The 19,004-nt window shown below is 42.1% G+C and carries 18 protein-coding genes; 15 read left to right on the top strand and 3 right to left on the bottom strand.

The window, feature by feature from the left end; translation table 11 throughout:
• Nucleotides 1-127 precede the first annotated feature (127 nt).
• The 5 genes from nirB to BSO02S_RS19530 all read left to right on the top strand — a co-directional run bounded on the left by nirB (nucleotide 128) and on the right by BSO02S_RS19530 (nucleotide 5,839).
• Entirely contained in the window at nucleotides 128-2,539 is a 2,412-nt protein-coding gene (gene nirB / locus BSO02S_RS19550) for a nitrite reductase large subunit NirB (protein WP_066071433.1), read from the top strand.
• Nucleotides 2,540-2,544: 5 nt separating this feature from the next.
• Nucleotides 2,545-2,865, top strand: a complete 321-nt coding sequence (nirD, locus tag BSO02S_RS19545) for a nitrite reductase small subunit NirD (protein ID WP_066071430.1) — start codon at nucleotides 2,545-2,547, stop codon at nucleotides 2,863-2,865.
• A 202-nt stretch (nucleotides 2,866-3,067) separates the two neighbouring features.
• Entirely contained in the window at nucleotides 3,068-4,531 is a 1,464-nt protein-coding gene (gene cobA / locus BSO02S_RS19540; RefSeq protein ID WP_066071427.1) for a uroporphyrinogen-III C-methyltransferase, read from the top strand.
• Nucleotides 4,528-5,298, top strand: a complete 771-nt coding sequence (locus BSO02S_RS19535; protein ID WP_066071424.1) for a sirohydrochlorin chelatase — start codon at nucleotides 4,528-4,530, stop codon at nucleotides 5,296-5,298. The genes cobA and BSO02S_RS19535 overlap by 4 nt, the downstream gene beginning before the upstream one ends.
• The gene (locus tag BSO02S_RS19530; protein WP_066071421.1) at nucleotides 5,222-5,839 is read left to right on the top strand and encodes an NAD(P)-binding protein; all 618 of its coding nucleotides are present in this window, start codon (nucleotides 5,222-5,224) and stop codon (nucleotides 5,837-5,839) included. Before BSO02S_RS19535 ends, BSO02S_RS19530 begins: the two co-directional genes overlap by 77 nt.
• A gap of 61 nt (nucleotides 5,840-5,900) precedes the next feature.
• On the opposite strand, the gene BSO02S_RS19525 is transcribed toward BSO02S_RS19530, so the two are convergent.
• Nucleotides 5,901-6,377, bottom strand: coding sequence for a GNAT family N-acetyltransferase (locus BSO02S_RS19525; protein WP_066071420.1), 477 nt, complete (start codon nucleotides 6,375-6,377; stop codon nucleotides 5,901-5,903).
• Between the two features lie 221 nt (nucleotides 6,378-6,598).
• Here BSO02S_RS19525 and aceB point away from each other — a divergent pair, with 221 nt between their 5' ends.
• The 4 genes from aceB (at nucleotide 6,599) to BSO02S_RS19505 (ending at nucleotide 11,305) form a co-directional block, all read left to right on the top strand.
• Nucleotides 6,599-8,191, top strand: coding sequence for a malate synthase A (gene aceB, locus BSO02S_RS19520; RefSeq protein WP_066071413.1), 1,593 nt, complete (start codon nucleotides 6,599-6,601; stop codon nucleotides 8,189-8,191).
• Between the two features lie 184 nt (nucleotides 8,192-8,375).
• A complete protein-coding gene (gene aceA / locus BSO02S_RS19515) occupies nucleotides 8,376-9,662 on the top strand; it encodes an isocitrate lyase (protein WP_066071410.1) in 1,287 nt (428 codons plus the stop codon).
• Between the two features lie 283 nt (nucleotides 9,663-9,945).
• Nucleotides 9,946-10,386: a YueI family protein gene (locus tag BSO02S_RS19510; protein ID WP_066071527.1), complete on the top strand. Its 441-nt coding sequence runs from the start codon at nucleotides 9,946-9,948 to the stop codon at nucleotides 10,384-10,386.
• Nucleotides 10,387-10,492: 106 nt separating this feature from the next.
• Nucleotides 10,493-11,305: a VanW family protein gene (locus BSO02S_RS19505; protein ID WP_066071525.1), complete on the top strand. Its 813-nt coding sequence runs from the start codon at nucleotides 10,493-10,495 to the stop codon at nucleotides 11,303-11,305.
• Nucleotides 11,306-11,872: 567 nt separating this feature from the next.
• On the opposite strand, the gene BSO02S_RS19500 is transcribed toward BSO02S_RS19505, so the two are convergent.
• On the bottom strand, nucleotides 11,873-12,325 hold the full coding sequence (locus BSO02S_RS19500) for an OsmC family protein (protein ID WP_066071406.1): 453 nt from the start codon (nucleotides 12,323-12,325) through the stop codon (nucleotides 11,873-11,875).
• A gap of 91 nt (nucleotides 12,326-12,416) precedes the next feature.
• Between BSO02S_RS19500 and BSO02S_RS19495 the strand changes: the two genes are divergently transcribed.
• Together BSO02S_RS19495 and BSO02S_RS19490 are read left to right on the top strand one after the other, a co-directional pair.
• Complete coding sequence (locus BSO02S_RS19495; RefSeq protein WP_066071401.1) at nucleotides 12,417-12,893, top strand: VanZ family protein; 477 nt, start codon at nucleotides 12,417-12,419, stop codon at nucleotides 12,891-12,893.
• Between the two features lie 88 nt (nucleotides 12,894-12,981).
• Nucleotides 12,982-13,242 (top strand): zinc ribbon domain-containing protein, encoded by a 261-nt coding sequence (locus BSO02S_RS19490; protein WP_066071392.1) that lies wholly within the window; start codon nucleotides 12,982-12,984, stop codon nucleotides 13,240-13,242.
• A gap of 92 nt (nucleotides 13,243-13,334) precedes the next feature.
• Here BSO02S_RS19490 and BSO02S_RS19485 read toward each other — a convergent pair whose 3' ends face one another.
• On the bottom strand, nucleotides 13,335-13,991 hold the full coding sequence (locus BSO02S_RS19485) for a lysozyme family protein (RefSeq protein ID WP_066071389.1): 657 nt from the start codon (nucleotides 13,989-13,991) through the stop codon (nucleotides 13,335-13,337).
• A 205-nt stretch (nucleotides 13,992-14,196) separates the two neighbouring features.
• On the opposite strand from BSO02S_RS19485, the gene gatC reads away from it, so the two are divergent.
• From gatC to BSO02S_RS19465, 4 genes are all read left to right on the top strand, one after another.
• Entirely contained in the window at nucleotides 14,197-14,490 is a 294-nt protein-coding gene (gatC, locus tag BSO02S_RS19480; RefSeq protein WP_066071386.1) for an Asp-tRNA(Asn)/Glu-tRNA(Gln) amidotransferase subunit GatC, read from the top strand.
• A 12-nt stretch (nucleotides 14,491-14,502) separates the two neighbouring features.
• Nucleotides 14,503-15,960 (top strand): Asp-tRNA(Asn)/Glu-tRNA(Gln) amidotransferase subunit GatA, encoded by a 1,458-nt coding sequence (gatA, locus tag BSO02S_RS19475; RefSeq protein WP_066071383.1) that lies wholly within the window; start codon nucleotides 14,503-14,505, stop codon nucleotides 15,958-15,960.
• Nucleotides 15,961-15,973: 13 nt separating this feature from the next.
• The gene (gatB, locus tag BSO02S_RS19470) at nucleotides 15,974-17,401 is read left to right on the top strand and encodes an Asp-tRNA(Asn)/Glu-tRNA(Gln) amidotransferase subunit GatB (protein WP_066071380.1); all 1,428 of its coding nucleotides are present in this window, start codon (nucleotides 15,974-15,976) and stop codon (nucleotides 17,399-17,401) included.
• A 661-nt stretch (nucleotides 17,402-18,062) separates the two neighbouring features.
• Nucleotides 18,063-18,608, top strand: a complete 546-nt coding sequence (locus BSO02S_RS19465) for a GNAT family N-acetyltransferase (RefSeq protein ID WP_066071377.1) — start codon at nucleotides 18,063-18,065, stop codon at nucleotides 18,606-18,608.
• The last annotated feature ends 396 nt before the right edge of the window (nucleotides 18,609-19,004 follow it).

Raw genomic sequence — 19,004 nt, 5'->3', positions numbered from 1 at the left:
GAAATGATTCACAAATGCACAACAAGATGTGACGTACCTCACAAATTTATCTCATCAGGGAAATTACAATATAGCTATAGAGATAAACATAATAATTTATGATTAAACAAATAGGGAGCGACCTAAGATGAAAAAATTAGTGATGATTGGAAACGGAATGGCTGGAGTCAGAACGATTGAAGAAATTCTTAAAGTGTCCCCGGAGCCATTTGAGATGACTATTTTTGGACAAGAACCATATCCAAACTATAACCGGATTAAATTATCAAATATCCTCCAAGGCGAAACAAACTTTGATGATATCATTATTAACCCGCTAGATTGGTATCAAGAAAATCAGATTCAATTATTTACAGGCGAAGCAGTGGTTAAAATTGATGTGGACGCAAAACGTGTGATTAGTGATCAAGGCCGTGAAGTCGACTATGATGAATTGATCATTGCCACCGGCTCAAATTCCTTTATCCTGCCCATTCCAGGCGCAGACAAAATTGGTGTGACCGGATTTCGTGATATTAAGGATTGTGAAATGATGATCAAATCAGCGGAACACCATAAAAAGGCAGTGGTCATCGGCGGCGGGCTCCTTGGTCTTGAAGCGGCAAGAGGATTGCTGAACCTTGGGATGAAAGTAGATGTTGTTCACCTTATGCCTAACCTTATGGAACGGCAGTTGGATCCGATTGCTTCGTCGCTGTTAAAAGCTGAACTAGAATCACAGGGTATGAATTTTTTCATGGAAAAAGAAACCGTCGAAATCCTAGGAGACAATCGCGTCAGAGGACTTCGCTTTAAAGATGGCTCAGAAGTCGAGGCAGATCTTGTTGTGATGGCCATTGGGATTAAATCCAACATAGAAGTGGCTAAAGGCAGTGGAATTTATGTAAACCGCGGCATTGTTGTCAATGATTTTATGGAAACCAGTGTACCCCATGTTTATGCAGTGGGAGAATGTGCTGAGCATAGGGAAATAGTCTACGGTTTAGTTGCGCCATTATATGAACAAGGAAAAGTGCTTGCAAATCGTATTTGCGGTACGGTTGCAGAACCGTATCATGGCTCGGTTGCCGGAACGCAGCTTAAGGTAGCTGGCGTTGACCTGTTCTCAGCAGGAGAAATTTTCGAAGATGGTTCAACAAAAGCCATCATGGTTTACAACGAATATGACGGTATCTATAAAAGGGTTTTAACAAGAAATAACCTGATTGTTGGCATTGTGCTTTATGGCGATACAAAAGATAGCACGAAGCTGTACCGGATGCTGACGAAAAAGGAAGACATCAGCGGGAAAGCAATTTTTCAAACAGACTGTGGAACAGGGGACAGTAGCGATATTGCTCCGATGCCAAATGATGAACTTATTTGCGGCTGTAATGGTGTCACAAAAGGCACGATTGTCGAGGCAATCCAGACACAAGGTCTAACAACGCTGGACCAAGTAAGTCATTGCACAAATGCCGGACGTTCTTGCGGACGCTGTAAACCGATGGTTAGCAGTATTCTTGCTTACACACTTGGTGACCAATTTGATGCAGCAGCAGCCCAGAAAACAAGCCTTTGCGGTTGTACGACTTTAAGCCGTGACGAGGTGGTCGCTGAAATCAAGGCAAAAGGTTTAACAAGTGTGAAAGAGGTCATGAATGTCCTGGATTGGAACATGTCAGAAGGCTGCACGAAATGTCGTCCGGCGATTAACTACTATCTTGGTATGGTTCATATGGATCAATACAAGGATGATCGTGATTCCCGTCTCGTCAATGAAAAAATACATGCTAATATCCAGAAGGACGGAACATATTCGGTTGTGCCGAGGATGTACGGCGGGGTCACAACAGCGGCAGATTTGAAAAGGATTGCCGAAGTCGCCGAAAAGTATGATGTTCCATTGGTAAAATTAACTGGCGGCCAGCGGATTGGATTGTTCGGTGTGAAAAAGGAAGACCTGCCACGGATGTGGGAAGAGCTGGATATGCCATCAGGTTATGCTTACGGAAAAACGCTCCGCACGGTAAAAACTTGCGTCGGTGCCCAGTTCTGCCGCTATGGTACACAGGATTCAATGGCACTCGGAATTGAACTGGAGAAGAAATTTGAACGGCTTGATACCCCACATAAAGTAAAAATGGGTGTATCTGCTTGCCCAAGGAACTGCTCTGAAGCGGGAATTAAGGATATTGGCTTCGTTGGAATTGATGGCGGCTGGGAGATTTATGTGGCAGGTAACGGCGGTGTCGACCTTCGCCCTGGCGATTTATTGTGTACGGTGAAGTCACAGGAAGAGGTGATGGAAATGACCGGTGCTTACCTGCAATACTACCGTGAAACAGCGAATTACTTGGAGCGGACCTCTAAATGGGTGGATCGTGTTGGTTTGGACCATGTACGGGAAGTCCTTTCCAATGGGGAAACCCGCAAAGCTTTAAACGAGCGGATGGATCAAACATTGAAAAAGTATATTGAACCATGGAATGAAGCGATTCAAAGTGAAGAAATCCAAGATAAATATTATGCAAAACACACCATTAAGGTCGGGGAGTGATTCAAATGATTGAAACGCTAACACGCATACCAGTAGCACACTATTCGAATTTAAAGGCCAGAGCTGGCTATTCTATTAAAATTGATGACAAAGAAATAGCTCTTTTTAAAATATCAAACGGCGAGGTTTATGCGCTTGAAAATCGCAGCCCCCATCCAAAGGGTGGTGTCCTTTCCGAAGGACTTGTCAGCGGCGAATATGTTTATTGTCCTGTCTATGATTGGAAAATATCATTGGTAGATGGTAGGGTTCAGGCACCTGATGAGGGCCAAGTAAGGACATTTAAGGTAGATAGAGAAGAAGATATCATTTTTATCGTGCTATAAGGGTTGTTTTTTAGAATTTGTAGCCGCAAAGCGGCATTTTAAACCCAAAAAATATTTTATCGGGGTTTTACAAGTTTTATCAGCGAATTTGAATGAGTTATCAGCGAATATTTCGTTTTATCAGCGAATCTATCATGTTTATCAGCGAATCTAAAAAAATAACCATCTTTATAGCACAACAACAGGGAAGGAAGGCTGCAGGATGAAAACAGGTAAAGTATTTTTAGTCGGAGCGGGGCCGGGGGATGTTGGTTTAATCACCGTAAAAGGATTGGAAGCCATTAAGCAAGCGGAAGTCATTTTATATGATAGACTTGCCAATCCAAAACTATTGGAATTTGCCCCGGCAGATTGTGAGCTAATTTACTGTGGCAAATTGCCTGACCGCCATATTTTGCGTCAGGAGAACATCAATGATCTTTTAGTGGAAAAGGCACTTGGAGGCAAAAGGGTTATCCGTTTAAAAGGCGGCGATCCTGGCGTTTTCGGTCGTGTTGGTGAAGAGGCGGCAGCCCTGGCCCAATACCAAATCCCTTTTGAAATCGTTCCTGGCATTTCATCGGGGATTGCAGCCCCCCTTTATGCTGGTATCCCTGTTACCCATCGGGAATATGCAGAATCCTTTGCGGTCGTCACCGCCCATGATAAATCTGAAGAGGGCAAGCCAATGCTCGACTGGAAAGGCCTTGCCCGCGGCGTTGATACAATCGCTTTTTACATGGGGGTTGGCAATTTACCGTTTATTTGTGAAAATCTCATCAACCATGGTAAATCAGCGTCCACACCGGTTATTTTGATTCAATGGGGTACATTTGGCCGCCAAAAGACATTACAGGGTACGCTGGCCAATATTTCAGCGAAGGCCTTGGAGACGAAGTTCAGCAATCCCGCCATCATTCTTGTCGGAGAAGTCATCGCTCTTCGGGAAAAAATCAGCTGGTTCGAGAGTAAGCCGCTTTATGGCCGGCAAATTCTGCTTGCCCGTACCGGTGTCGGTCCAAGCGAATTAGCGAAGGAATTAATGGGCCAAGGTGCAGACGTGATTGAATTTCCAAAGTGGAAAAGTGTCCCTGTACCGGTTGAGCAAAATCAGCTGGATAATCTCTCAAGCTATAAAGACATTTTGTTCACATCACCTGAAAGTGCCGCTGAATTTTTTAAGCTTTTGAGGGAGATCCGCGTTGACATCCGGCAAATAACGGCGGATGTTTTCGGGGTTTCTATCAGAACCATTCATGCTTTACAAGAATACGGTTTTATTCCTAGATTGGTTGACGAAATGTCCAAGGAAGGAAAACGGCTGATTGTCGGCGATAATAGCATTTTGAAACATAACTACCCGCATGCTGATATTTTGATAACTAGTAAAAATGAGCTGGACCAGCAGTACCTGCCGATTTTTAAAGGAATGCTGGATGAAGCAGACGTCAATACGATGGTATTCCCATGCCGAGCTTCTGTTGAGCCATTTATTGAAGGGTTGAAGGAATGCGGCATTGAGGCGTTGGCGCTTTTAAAAGATTTGCAGGTCATTAGTATGGGAAGACAAACAAGAAATGCCTTGATTAGCGCTGGTCTTCCGTCAAATGGAATGCCGGAAAAGGCAACGAAACAAGCTTTGCTTGCTTACATGGCAGGGCGGCCGGTTGAGGAAGTCCAGACATGAAGGCGACTATTTATATTGGACATGGAAGCAGGCGGGCCGAGGCAAACGAGAAGTTTATTTCTTTTATTAAAAAAGTAATGCAGCCGTCTACAGCCGTGATTCAAGCCTTTGGATTCCTTGAACATGCCGAGCCATCCATCGCTCAGGCGGTCGAAACGTGTATCAAACAAGGGGCAAGTGAAATCACGGTTGTCCCTGTTTTTCTATTGCCTGGTATCCACGCAAATAAAGATATTCCTGCTCAATGCAAAAGCTATCCTGATATTGTATTCCGCTATGGGAAACCGCTCGGCGCCGATGAAATGATGGTAGAAATTCTTGGTGCCCGGTTAACTGCAGCTGGTTTTGAAAAACGGGAAAGTGAGGCGGTACTGCTTGTTGGGCACGGAAGCCGTGAGCCAGCAGCAGCAGTTGAATTTGAAAAACTAGCACAGCGGATGGCGGAGAAAATTGGTCAACAGGTTCATACTTCCTATGTCACTACACCGGTTTTCTATCATGATATGGCAGCAAAGTTCGTGGATAAGAAGGTTTATATTCTTCCTTACTTCTTGTTTTCTGGTGGGTATACCGTCAAAATGAAGAAAGAGTTAGATGGGGCGAGCGGAGATATTATCTTTTGTCACCAAGTTGGATTCGATGCAAGGTTGATACCGCTTATACAAAAAAGGGCAGGTGAGGCGCGAGAATATGAAGGGAAATTATCCGATTACGCTGCAGCTCGAAGGGAAAAAAGTAGTGGTCGTTGGCGGCGGCAAGGTTGCTGAGAGGAAGGTAAGCGGTATAATTGGTACTGGTGCCAGAGTCACCGTGATCAGCCCTGAAGCTACCGATGAAATGAAAAAGCTTGCGAGTAAGGGTGAAATTAACTGGCAGCAACGGTCGTTTTCGAAGGATGATTTGAAAGATGCGGTGTTGATTTTTGCGGCAACAAATGATAAACAATTAAACCAGCAAGTGAAAGATTCAGCGGGGCGCCACCAACTTGTAACGATGGCAGATAACCCGGAGGAATCGGACTTCCATGTCCCCGCCCATCTTAACCGAGGTCGTTTAAGCATTGCCATATCCACTTGTGGAGCGAGTCCGACTTTAGCCGGCAAAATTCGCGAGCAGCTGGAGCAGCAGTTTGATGTGGAATATGAGGATTATCTTGAATTCCTTTTTTCAAAACGGCAATGGATTCTTAAAGAAGTGACAGACGCCTCTTTAAAAAGAAAACTATTAACAGCGATTGTTAATCCGGATTTTTTACATTGTGAGAATCGGGAGGAAGAATTTCAGCATTTATACGAAAAGATGATATAAAGCGGATTCCCTAATTGCTGGTATCCGCTTTTTACTATGATTTTTTTCAAACGTTGAAGGTTTACCGAGGTTCTTTAACCATTGTCATAAACTCAAGATCCTCGATATTAAATTCCATTTTCTTTGTAAACCCAAGTTTTTCATAAAGGTGAATAGCCCGAGAATTAAACTTTGCTACGGTTAAGCGGAGAGAGATCCTGCCAGACATCTCTTCAATGTAACTAAGAATGAATGAAAAAAATGAAGAACCCAGACCTTTACCGGTAAGCTCCGGCTTCAGGCCAATTCCGATATCAATGTGAGTCTGTTCGTATGCACCAAAATAGGTGCCGATCGGTACTTGTGCAGACTTGCCAATGCAGAAAAATCCAATTAATTCTCCCCGATTATCGATGATCGCGAAATAAGGGTTATCAAGCAATTCCTCTAATGCCTCCATACTAAACTCATTGCTATAGAGATCATAGGGTTCCTCGTATTCCCAATTTAATATCTGCCGCGCAAAATGTTCATTCATTTCCATAACAGTTGAAATCATAAAATGCCTCCAATATCCCCATTATATAGGAAATTTTAACGACTGCACCAATCATTTTACAAGTATCTCCTTGAATAGTTTCAAAAGGATTTGGTATGGTATAGGGTAATTTTACCTATTTTTATAAAATTTTCAGAAAAGTAGTTCCATTTTTGAAAAGTGTGTTATATAATACAAAACGAAGACAGTTACTGTATTATAACAAAGAGGTGATTTAGTTCATGTCGACGCAAACGACAGGTATTGAAGTGGTTGGGGCTGTGAAAGCCCAGTATGATGAGATTTTAACCCCAGAGGCTTTAAATTTTATTGAAGAGTTAGAGCAAAATTTTGGTGCAAGAAGAGTGGAACTGTTACAGTACAGGCAAAAACGCCAACAGGAAATTGATAATGGAAAACTGCCAGATTTCCTTCCAGAAACGAAGCATATTCGTACTGGTGACTGGACAATTGCGCCACTGCCAAAAGACCTTGAGGATCGCCGGGTAGAGATTACCGGGCCGACAGACCGTAAAATGGTCATTAATGCGTTGAATTCTGGAGCAAAATTGTTTATGGCTGATTTTGAGGATGCTACCTCACCAACTTGGGAAAATGCCGTCGAAGGACAAATCAACTTAAGAGATGCAGTAAAACGGACTATTTTCTATGAAAACCCTAATGGAAAGAAATATGAATTAAAGGAAGAAACGGCGGTGCTGATCCCAAGGCCACGCGGACTACATTTGGAAGAAAAACATGTGCTATTAGATGGCAAGCCCATTTCAGGAAGCCTTTTCGATTTCGGAATGTACTTTTTCCATAATGTAAAAAATTTGCTTTTAATGGGTTCTGGCCCTTACTTTTACCTGCCAAAGCTCGAAAGTCATTTAGAAGCACGACTTTGGAATGATGTCTTTGTTTTTGCACAAGAAAAGCTAGGGGTCGCTCAAGGAACCATCAAAGCAACGGTATTAATCGAAACAATCATGGCGGCATTTGAAATGGATGAGATTCTTTATGAGTTAAAGGAGCACTCAGCCGGATTGAACTGTGGCCGATGGGATTATATTTTCAGTTTCATTAAAAAGCTTCGCAATCAAGAGGATGTTATTCTTCCAGATCGGTCTCAAGTAACGATGACTTCGCCGTTTATGCGCTCGTATTCGTTATTGACAATTCAAACATGCCACCGTCGCAGGGCACCGGCCATGGGCGGAATGGCCGCACAAATTCCGGTGAAAAATAATCCACAGGCAAATGATGAGGCCTTCGCAAAGGTTCGTGCTGATAAAGAGCGCGAGGCACGCGACGGTCACGATGGTACGTGGGTCGCGCACCCAGGACTTGTCCCGGTGGCAATGGACGCATTCAATCGCGAAATGCCGACGCCAAATCAGATTCACACAGAAAAACAACAAAAGGTTACGATTACAGCCCAAGATTTACTGGAAGTACCAGGCGGAACGATAACAGAAGAAGGTGTCCGCACGAATATCAATGTCGGCATTCAATATGTGGCTTCTTGGTTATCTGGAAAAGGGGCCGCGCCCATTTACAATTTAATGGAGGATGCGGCAACAGCCGAGATTTCACGGGCCCAGCTTTGGCAATGGATTCGCCATCCGAAAGGTGTTTTAAAGGACGGCAGGAAGGTAACTGTGGAAATGTATGAGCAGCTAAAGGTTGAGGAATTGGAAAGGATTAAGCAGGAAATCGGCCCTGATGCGTTTGAAGGCGGTCGATTTGATGAGGCGGTTGTGCTGTTTGATGGCCTTATTTTAAATGATGAGTTTGTTGACTTTTTAACTTTGCCTGGATATGAGCAATTGTAAGGTGAAACTTCAATCAGTGGGGAGGTTCCATCCCCCACAGATTGTTAGTTGAACCAATCGGGCTTTTACGGGCAGTTGATCCCCACTTATCCTTTTTGGACCTCAAAGTATTGAAGTAGGGTTCTTACTGCCCGTTAATGCGGGATAAAAAATACCTTAATAGATTGATAGGAGGAATTTGAAAATGACAGATGTAAGAGTAACGGAATTGCAGGAAGGCTGGGAATTAGATAAGCGTTGGAATGGGATTACTAGACCGTACACAGCCGAGGATGTAATTAAACTGCGCGGTTCGATTGATATTGAACATACTTTGGCTCGAAAAGGGTCAGAAAAGCTTTGGAAGCTGCTTAAAGAGGAGGATTATGTCAATGCCTTGGGTGCATTAACAGGGAATCAAGCCGTGCAGCAAGTAAAAGCGGGGCTAAAAGCCATTTACTTAAGCGGCTGGCAGGTTGCAGCCGATGCCAACCTTTCAGGACATATGTACCCTGACCAAAGCTTGTACCCTGCCAACAGTGTACCAAGTGTGGTAAAACGAATTAATCAGGCCCTTCAGCGTGCCGACCAAATCACCCATTCCGAGGGAGACGACTCGATTGATTGGTTCGCACCAATTGTCGCCGATGCGGAAGCCGGTTTTGGCGGTCAGTTAAACTGTTTCGAATTGATGAAGGGCATGATTGAAGCCGGCGCTGCAGGCGTCCACTTTGAAGATCAGCTTTCTTCTGAGAAAAAATGCGGTCACTTAGGCGGTAAAGTATTGCTGCCCACACAAACAGCGGTACGGAATTTAATTGCGGCTCGATTAGCTGCCGACGTAATGGGCGTTCCAACCGTGCTAGTTGCCCGGACGGATGCCAATGCCGCTGATTTGATCACAAGTGATATCGATATGAATGATGCTCCGTTTTTAACGGGCGAGCGGACTGGAGAGGGATTTTTCCGGGTTAACGCAGGGATTGAGCAGGCAATTGCCCGCGGGTTAGCCTATGCACCATATGCCGACCTGATTTGGTGTGAAACTTCCGAGCCAAATATTGACGAAGCAAGACAATTTGCTGAAGCGATTCATGAGCAATTTCCTGGCAAATTGTTGGCTTATAACTGCTCACCTTCCTTCAACTGGAAGAAGAAGCTTGACCAAGAAACGATTGCGAAATTCCAAGATGAACTTGGTAAAATGGGCTACAAGTTCCAATTCGTTACCTTAGCTGGTTTCCACGCATTAAATCACGGCATGTTCGAGCTTGCCCGCGGCTACAAAGAGCGCGGCATGGCCGCATACTCCGAATTGCAGCAAGCGGAGTTCGACAGCGAGCAATACGGCTATACAGCAACACGCCACCAGCGTGAGGTCGGTACAGGTTACTTTGACCAGGTATCGATGGTGATTACAGGTGGAACTTCTTCAACGACAGCGTTGAAGGGTTCGACTGAGGCCGAACAATTTACAAGTTCGCAAAAATAATGATTGTAGTGGTTGAATCCTTCTCTCCATTTGGAGGGGAGGGTTTTTTGGTTTTGAGTGGGGGTACTGGTAGATAGGGTGGAGCCAACTTGCGGATAGGGCGCTCTAACTTGGGTATGGAGTGAGTTAACTTGTGTATAAGAAGCTCTAACTTGCGGATAAAGCGCCCCAACTTGCGGATAAGCAATTTTACCTGTCAAAAACCCAATTCCCCAGCACTACTTTTGGAATGGAACGTTTATTAGGGTATTATCATAGATAATAATAGCCTTTTTAAATGGAGATGATTTGTTTGAAAAAGCCGACTGTTGATGAAATTCTCCAGCAGGGTATATATGGACCTTTGGAAACCAAACCAGATGAGCGGCGCAAATTTTTGGGAACCATAAGAGAACGAATTATAGTGGCCCTCAAGAAACGCCAGGTAGGAGAAACAGAAATCTATCCACAAGTTGAGCAGTATATGAAGGGAAAACCCCAAGCACATCTTTTTTTAAATGGAAACATGAACTATGGGGCATTATCGAAATATGTTAAGCTTGCCACTAAATATAAGCTTGAACATACCATTGTCACGAACAAAGAGCATGACACAGAAATTGGGTTGGTCTTAGCGATGGACCATGCAATCGATAAGGAAGAAATTTATATTACAAAAAAAGAAACCTTCCAACCGGAAGCCAAAAAGAGCAAAGGCTTTTTTGCAAAAATTTTTAAAAAGTAAAAACGATATGGAAAGTGTGTGGCTTCAATTGGGGCTGCACACTTTTTTATTATTGGGATTTGTCATAAAATTAAGAAAGTAAATGATAAGGGTGGGGAGTGACATGATGCCAATCCAGAAACCTATTAAGAGAAGCCAACTGAGGATTTATTTAGGAAAGAAATATTATCGGCTGAAAAGAAATTGGGAATGGTACACCGATGGGAAAAGGTACGCAAGGCAAAAAGAAACAGCAAAATTAAAACATGTAATTTTTACCCATAAGACCCCTTTGCTGCGCAAGTTGAAGGATGTGGACATGTGGCTGCAGCATAATAAGGTAAAGAACTTAACGATTGCTTCCAAAACATTAAATGGGCTTGTTTTAAAACCGGGGGAGACCTTTTCTTATTGGCGGTTACTAGGCAATACAAGTAAACGAAAGGGCTATGTTGACGGGATGATCCTCCACTACGGAAAGGTAACTACTGGAACGGGCGGGGGCCTGTGCCAACTATCAAATCTCATTTATTGGATGACCTTACATACACCGCTGACGGTAACGGAACGATATCGTCACAGCTACGATGTTTTCCCCGATTCGAAACGGAACCAGCCGTTCGGAAGCGGGGCCACCTGTGCCTACAATTATCTTGATTTGCAAATGAAGAATGAAACAAAGACCACCTATCAACTAGTAATCTATTTAACGGGCACCCATCTCGTGGGGGAATGGCGGTGCGATGCTCCTCAGATAAGAACATATGAGATATATGAAAAGGAACATCGGATCACTCAGGAATACTGGGGTGGCTATGTAAGACATAACAAGATTTTTCGAAAAGTATATAACTTAAATCAGGAACTACTGGATGATGAATACATTACTGAAAATAACGCGATTATGATGTACGCGCCACTTTTGACAGGTGGCAGCTGATTCAAAAATAGAAGGTGATTGTATGTCGTTAAAAGAATTAACCATTTGCTATTTTCCGTTTCTAATTTAAATTCAGACGAGTATCCATGAGGACAAAAATCGTAGAGAAAGGGTCCAACCTGTCCTCATCAGGTGTTCATGAGGACAAAAATCGTAGAGAAAGGTTCCAACCTGTCCACATCAGGTGTTCATGAGGACAAAAGTCGTTAAGCAAGGGTCCAACCTGTCCTCATGAGATGTTCATGAGGACAAAAATCGTTAAGCAAGAGCCTAACCTGTCCTCATGAGGCTTTCATGAGGACAAGAATCGTTAAGAAAGGGTGCAACCTGTCCTCATGGGGTGCTCATGAGGACAAAAATCATTAAGCAAAAGCCTAACCTGTCCTCATGAGGCGTTCATGAGGACAAAAATCGTTAAGCAAGGGCCTAACCTGTCCTCATGAGGCGTTCATGAGGACAAAAATCGTTAAGCAAGAGCCTAACCTGTCCTCATGAGGCGTTCATTAGGATAAAAATCGCCAAGAAAGAAACCAACCTGTCCTCATGAACCCTAAGCTCCTCTGTTTTTCACCCCGCCGCTATTTCCACATTTGCCTGCAGCTCAATTTCCACATTCCCCTGAATGGCACGACTAATCATGCAGGACGATTCTGCTTTTTTCGCAAGCCTCCCCGCCAATTCAATGTCTTTTACAGTAGCTTCTGCTTTTAAGACAACATGTGGACGGTGAATAATTTTTTTATAGGTGATAACTCCCCTAGTTACATCGACAATTCCTTCCGACTCCATCGTTAAGCCTTCCTTCTCAAGCCTGCTCCGTTCCATCATGGCCGCAAGGGTAATAATATAGCAGGTTGCTGCAGCCCCAAGCAGCATTTCATCGGGATTGGTGCCGACACCTGGGCCGTCCATTTCCGGCGGGATGGAGACTTTTGTTTTTAAATTCCCGGCCTCAATTTCTCCGACATCATTCCGTAATCCTGGCCAGTTTGCTTTTAAGTGAAAAACATGTTCTGCCATTCTAAATTCCTCCAATTTGAGAATTGTCCCCACATAATTTGGAAAATATGATATGGTTATTTTGAAACGTAAAAAATGGAGCAGTGAATGAATGAAAATTATTATAAAAATTATCCTGACACTTATTCTTTGTTTATATCTAGCTATTCTATCGAAATTAATATTATTTAAATATATCCCTTTATCGGAGATTATTCAGCATTTTAACTTTAACTATAATGAATACCACTGGCGCTCGAATAATTTTATTCCTTTCAAAACGATATACTTTTACTTATTCCTAGCAGATATCAATTTGAATATTCGGATAGAAAATCTAGTAGGGAATATTATCGGTTTTGCGCCTTTCGGCTTTATCTTACCATTGCTGGCGAAAAGGATTCAAAAACTAAGCACTGTCACCCTTGCCACCTTTTGTTTAAGCCTAATGTTTGAATTGTTGCAGCTGATATTCGAATTCGGCAGCTTTGATGTGGATGATTTGATATTAAATACCCTTGGGGGAATTTTGGGTTACATCCCTATTAAAATTATTTTATTTTTCATTTTCTCGAAAAGAAAGGTCTAAACAAAGGCTAGAGTTGCAGAGTTTATTGGTATTCCAGAATAAGAAAAAAATGCTCAATAAAGCTGAATAGTATCGGAGGGGAAGTTGGGTGGCAAAAGGATTCTTTAAACTATTTGCAAAAAATATCAAGAAGTCATTCGGGCCTGGGCAATATCAGGCAAATGGAATACAAGTTACCTGTATTCATTGTCAACATGATCGGTTTGAGCATGGTTATGCCCAGTTAAATACGGCATTGGCTACGCTTTTTAATTTTGATTTTGCCAATCGCTCTGCAACGATATTGACCTGTCACCGCTGCGGGTATGTTCATTGGTTTAATAAGAAAGTAAGTAGAATAGATATGTGATATAAATTAATCTACTAAAAATCCTCTTGTAACTTCTTCATCAAGGGCACCTTCGTCAAATTAAGGAATATTAAAAAACAACCGATGGAATCTTAAAAAGATCCCTCGGTTGTTTTTTCGCTATTAGTTACTGGAACGCTTTCGACTAATAATTGAATGTTTTTAGTTACCTTTGTACTGTAGGTAAAATCACCATAGCAATAGGGATAACGAAAATTATTCTTATTACCACCACAAGTATAAAGATCTGGCTTTTCTTTTACCCGAAGAAGAGAGAATTCCTTCGCCAATTCCTCACTATGTTTGCCGCCATGCTGTGCGACAAAACTAATATAACCGCTGCCCATATTATAAGCCTGTAGAATCGTTGGAAAATCCACCTTCTTCTGATTTCCATAGGTAAGCACCCGTTGAAAATGTTTGACCCCAACCTGAATGCTTTGTTTAGGGTCGGTAATCGTATTTCTTGCCCAACCTGCTGATTCGGAGGATTGCATCGGGTCCCCGCCTTTGCCGCGACTTTCCTGCTGCATTAAGGCTACGAGGACATCGGTGTGACTTTCAAGCTGATATTTCGCTAATTCATCGTGTATTAAGGGACTATATTTTTTTACATCAGCAAAGGGATCGTTTTTTACTATATGAGGGTTGCTTTGTTGTTGAAAATAATTTTGAAACATCGCCAAAGCGCAAAAAAGCATAAATAACACGAAAAAGGTTTTAAATTTCTTCCGTCTTCGTTTTTTCATTCAGTTACTCTCCTAAATTCATTTCCTTTTTGAACATTATATAGGAATTTATCATCAACTGTCAGGTAGCAAGTTTTTCTAAAAAGAATTCAATAATCTAAAACACTTCTCTTTTGTTAATACTGAAGAAGGAATCATTGCGGTAAAGCGGAAAAGTTTGGTATCATCAATATTAAAATAACGTTGGGATGGGAGGTCAAAATAGATGTCACAAATTTCGAATGAACAGGTGAAACATGTTGCCAATTTGGCACGATTGGCGATAACGGAAGAAGAGGCTGAAAAGTTTACAAAACAGCTTGATGCAATTATTACCTTTGCCGAACAGTTAAATGAATTAGATACTTCTAATGTAGAACCTACATACCATGTACTTGATATGAAAAACGTATTACGTGAGGACATTCCGCAAAAGGGATTGCCGCTTGAAGAGGTACTTAAAAATGCACCGGAGCATCAGGACGGGCAAATTAGAGTACCATCGATTTTGGGAGAGTAAGGAGGGAATACGTTGAGTTTATTTGATTATAAAGTTTCAGACCTACATGAGCTTTTACATAAAAAAGAATTAACAGTATCTGACCTTGTCGATGAATCGTATCAACGAATTGGCCAGGTTGAGGATAAGGTCCAGGCTTTTTTAACCTTGGATGAAGAACGCGCCCGCCAAACAGCGAAAACGCTTGATGAAAAGATTAACACTGACTCCCAAAGAGGACTATTATTTGGGATGCCAATTGGTGTTAAAGACAACATCGTCACAAAAGGCTTACGGACTACGTGTGCGAGTAAAATCCTTGAAAACTTTGACCCAATTTATGATGCCACTGTCGTTCAAAAGCTTCAGCAGGCTGAAACCGTGACGATTGGCAAGTTAAATATGGACGAGTTTGCGATGGGATCATCAAACGAAAACTCTAGTTTTCAAAAGACACGCAATCCATGGAATCTTGAAAGGGTTCCAGGAGGTTCTTCAGGCGGTTCAGCGGCATCGGTCGCAGCAGGAGAAGTACTATTTTCACTGGGAACTGATACAGGCGGCTCGATTCGCCAGCCAGCTTCTTTTTGTGGAGTAGTCGGAATGAAGCCGACCTATGGCCGTGTTTCCCGCTTCGGACTTGTTGCCTTTGCCTCATCGCTTGACCAAATTGGACCAATTACGAGAACCGTTGAAGACAATGCCTACCTTTTACAAGCAATCTCTGGTCTTGATCCTATGGACTCTACATCGGCAAACGTGGACGTACCGAACTTTGCTGGTTCCTTAACAGGTGATGTGAAGGGACTCAAAATTGCCGTTCCGAAGGAATATCTAGGCGAGGGAGTCAGCGAAACCGTTCGCCAATCCGTGCTGGAAGCATTAAAGGTCCTAGAGGGTCTTGGCGCGGTTTGGGAAGAAGTTTCACTGCCGCATTCCAAATATGCACTTGCAGCCTATTATTTGCTTTCTTCATCAGAAGCATCGGCAAACCTTGCTCGTTTTGATGGAGTACGCTATGGTTACCGGACTAAAGACGCAGAAAGTTTAATTGATTTATATAAAAAGTCAAGAGCAGAAGGTTTCGGCGATGAAGTGAAACGCCGGATCATGCTCGGAACGTTTGCGTTAAGCTCAGGCTACTACGATGCTTATTATAAAAAAGCACAGCAGGTTCGGACCTTAATTAAGAAAGATTTTGAAGATGTTTTAGCTAAATATGATGTTATCGTGGGGCCGACCACGCCAACGCCTGCTTTTAAAATTGGCGAAAATATCGAGGATCCATTAACGATGTATGCGAATGATATTTTAACGATTCCTTTGAACCTAGCAGGTTTACCGGGGATTTCAGTCCCGTGCGGCTTTGACGGCGGATTGCCATTAGGCTTACAAATTATCGGCAAGTATTTTGATGAAGCAACAGTTTATCGGACTGCGCATGCTTTTGAGCAAGCCACAGACTTTCATAAACAGAAGCCAGGATTGTAGGGAGGCGCGGACAATGGAATTTGAAACAGTGATAGGACTTGAGGTCCATGTAGAGTTAAAAACAGCATCAAAAATCTTTTCATCAAGCCCAAACCATTTTGGCGCCGAACCGAATACCAATACAAGTGTCATCGACCTTGGCTATCCCGGAGTATTGCCTGTTCTGAATAAAAAGGTAGTAGATTTCGGGATGAAGGCGGCAATGGCCATTAATTGCGAGGTTGCGACCCATACTAAGTTTGACCGGAAGAACTATTTTTACCCGGACAATCCGAAGGCCTACCAAATTTCGCAATTTGACAAGCCGATTGGCGAACATGGCTGGATTGAGATTGAGGTCAATGGTTATACGAAACGGATTGGCATCACAAGAATTCATATGGAAGAGGATGCCGGTAAGCTCAACCATGAAAAAGGGTATTCATTATGCGATTACAATCGCCAGGGGACTCCACTCGTTGAGATTGTATCAGAGCCGGATATTCGCACACCTGATGAAGCCTATGCTTATCTTGAAAAATTAAAGTCAATCATTCAATATACAGGCGTTTCTGATTGTAAAATGGAAGAGGGTTCACTTCGTTGTGACGCCAACATCTCCATTCGTCCGGTTGGGCAAGAGGAATTCGGAACGAAAACCGAATTGAAAAACCTGAATTCGTTCAATTTTGTCCGTAAAGGCCTGGAATATGAAGAAAAGCGTCAACGAGAAGTGATTTCAGCAGGCGGTGTCATTGAACAGGAAACTCGTCGATTTGATGAGGCTACTGGCGCAACACTGCTGATGAGGGTTAAAGAAGGTTCGGATGATTATCGTTACTTCCCTGAACCAGACTTATTGGATATATACATTGATGAGGATTGGATGGCGCGTATTCGTGCTGAAATCCCTGAGCTTCCTGATCAGCGTCAAAAGCGTTATGTCGAAGAACTCGGCTTACCTGTTTATGATGCAAAAGTGCTTACGGTAACGAAAGAAATGGCAGATTTCTTTGAAGGAACTGTTAATGGCGGTGCTGATGCAAAGCTTGCCTCGAACTGGATCATGGGTGATGTTTCCGCTTATTTGAATGCCGAGTCGAAGGAACTTGATCAAGTTGCGTTAACGCCAGCAGGCCTTGCTGGAATGATTAAGCTGATTGAAAATGGAACGATTTCTTCAAAAATCGCCAAGACCGTTTTTAAAGAGTTAATCGAAAACGGCGGTGATGCCGAGCAGATCGTCAAGGACAAAGGGCTTGTGCAAATTTCTGATGAAGGAACGCTTTTAAAGATTATTTCTGAAGTTCTTGATGCCAATCCGCAATCCATTGAAGATTTTAAAAATGGTAAAAATAAAGCAGTTGGCTTCCTTGTAGGTCAGCTGATGAAGGCAACAAAAGGACAGGCCAATCCACAAATGGTCAATCAATTATTACAGCAAGAATTACAAAAGCGCTAAACAAAGGCTGGCAGATGCGATTCTGCCAGCTATTTTTGTACAAAGAAGGTCGAAACAATCTTCGACATTCCTTTCGTCATTTCCCGGGAAAAAAGTCTTTTGTGAAAAGGGTATAGGAAGGATTTAATCAAACGTTTGGTTAATAAGGAAACATCGGATAACTTGTCGAAATGTGTAATATTAGATAGGAAGTGCCTTTTTTCACCATGGTTAGCGAGTAAAACGGAAAAATCGCTCCCAATATTCGACCCTTTTCTAGCTGATTGTAAGGGGTGAACCCTTTATTTACAGGTTCTAGTCCCATTTCAATCAAATGTTTGATTAGTTTATTTTTATCCACTCAAACGTTTGATTGAAAATGAAATTTCCCTTGATATCATGGGACTTTCCTATAAAATCAGTTAAGAAATTTGTTGAAAAATAGTTTTATAGAAAAAGACATCTTAGTTTCGATAATCTCTTTCTTAATTAGTGAAAAACTCCTTATTTTAAAAGTAGGCAAATCAATTAAATTAGTATGTTTGATTAGTTTAATTAGAGAGGGAAAGTAGTTGAATATTAGCTGGATTCCCTCCAATCCTTTTACGCAGAAAAATATCTTTAATTTTTGAAAAAATATGTTAATATACAAAATAAACCAATTGGAAAGTGGGGAAGAATTATGTTTATACATAAGATTGATGACGAGGTTTCTTTGAGGTTAATAGGATTACAGGATGCTGAAAGAATATTTGAGCTAACAGATCATAACAGAGGACACTTGAGGGCGTGGCTCCCATGGCTTGATACGACCACAACGGTTGAGGATACAAAAGGGTTTATTCAAATGTGTTTAAAAGGTTTTGCTGAAAATAAGAGTTTGAATACGGTTATTTTATTCAAAGGGGAGGTCGTCGGAGTTGCCGGCTTTAATGAAATCGACTGGTCGAACAAAATTGCCTATATTGGTTATTGGCTTGGAGCGGGGTATCAAGGAAATGGGATCATGATCAAGACTGCCAGGGCTTTGACGGATTATGCTATAAGTGAGTTAAAGTTAAATCGAGTTGATATAAGGGCCGCCGTGGAGAATAAAAAAAGCAGAGCCATACCCGAGAGATTGGGCTTTGTAAATGAAGGCCGGATTAGACAAGCGGAATGGTTGTATGACCATCACGTCGACCATATCGTTTACGGAATGCTAGCTAAGGATTGGAATGAAAGATAATAGATTTCCGTTAAAAGGATAGACCACTTTGTTACGAAAAGACATACCAAATTTCGATAAATTTTTTCTGCGTTAGTGAAGTTAAACCCTTTATTTAAAAGGGTTCACATCAAATTTCATCAAACGTTTGGTTGGTATCGAAAAAACCAAAAACTTGTGGAAAAAGGTAGATTTGCAGAAAGATACGCATCCTTCGTCCTAGTTAGAGGTTGTTTTTAAAAGGTGGATACAATAGACGACAAATTTTTTTAGAGGGCAAAGGTCTTTATTCAGAAGGGTTCTAGGTACTTTTAATCAAACGTTTGATTAGATTTTATTTAGATATGAACTTGTTTTCTTGAATATAATTCATTGCTAATGGCTAGAAAAATTCAATTCGCAAATAAAAGATACATA

The sequence above is a fragment of the Neobacillus soli NBRC 102451 genome, from assembly GCF_001591665.1.
GTDB classification, from domain to species: domain Bacteria; phylum Bacillota; class Bacilli; order Bacillales; family Cytobacillaceae; genus Neobacillus; species Neobacillus soli.
Note: the sequence above shows the minus strand (reverse complement) of the source record. Positions and strands in the feature narration are given on the sequence as shown.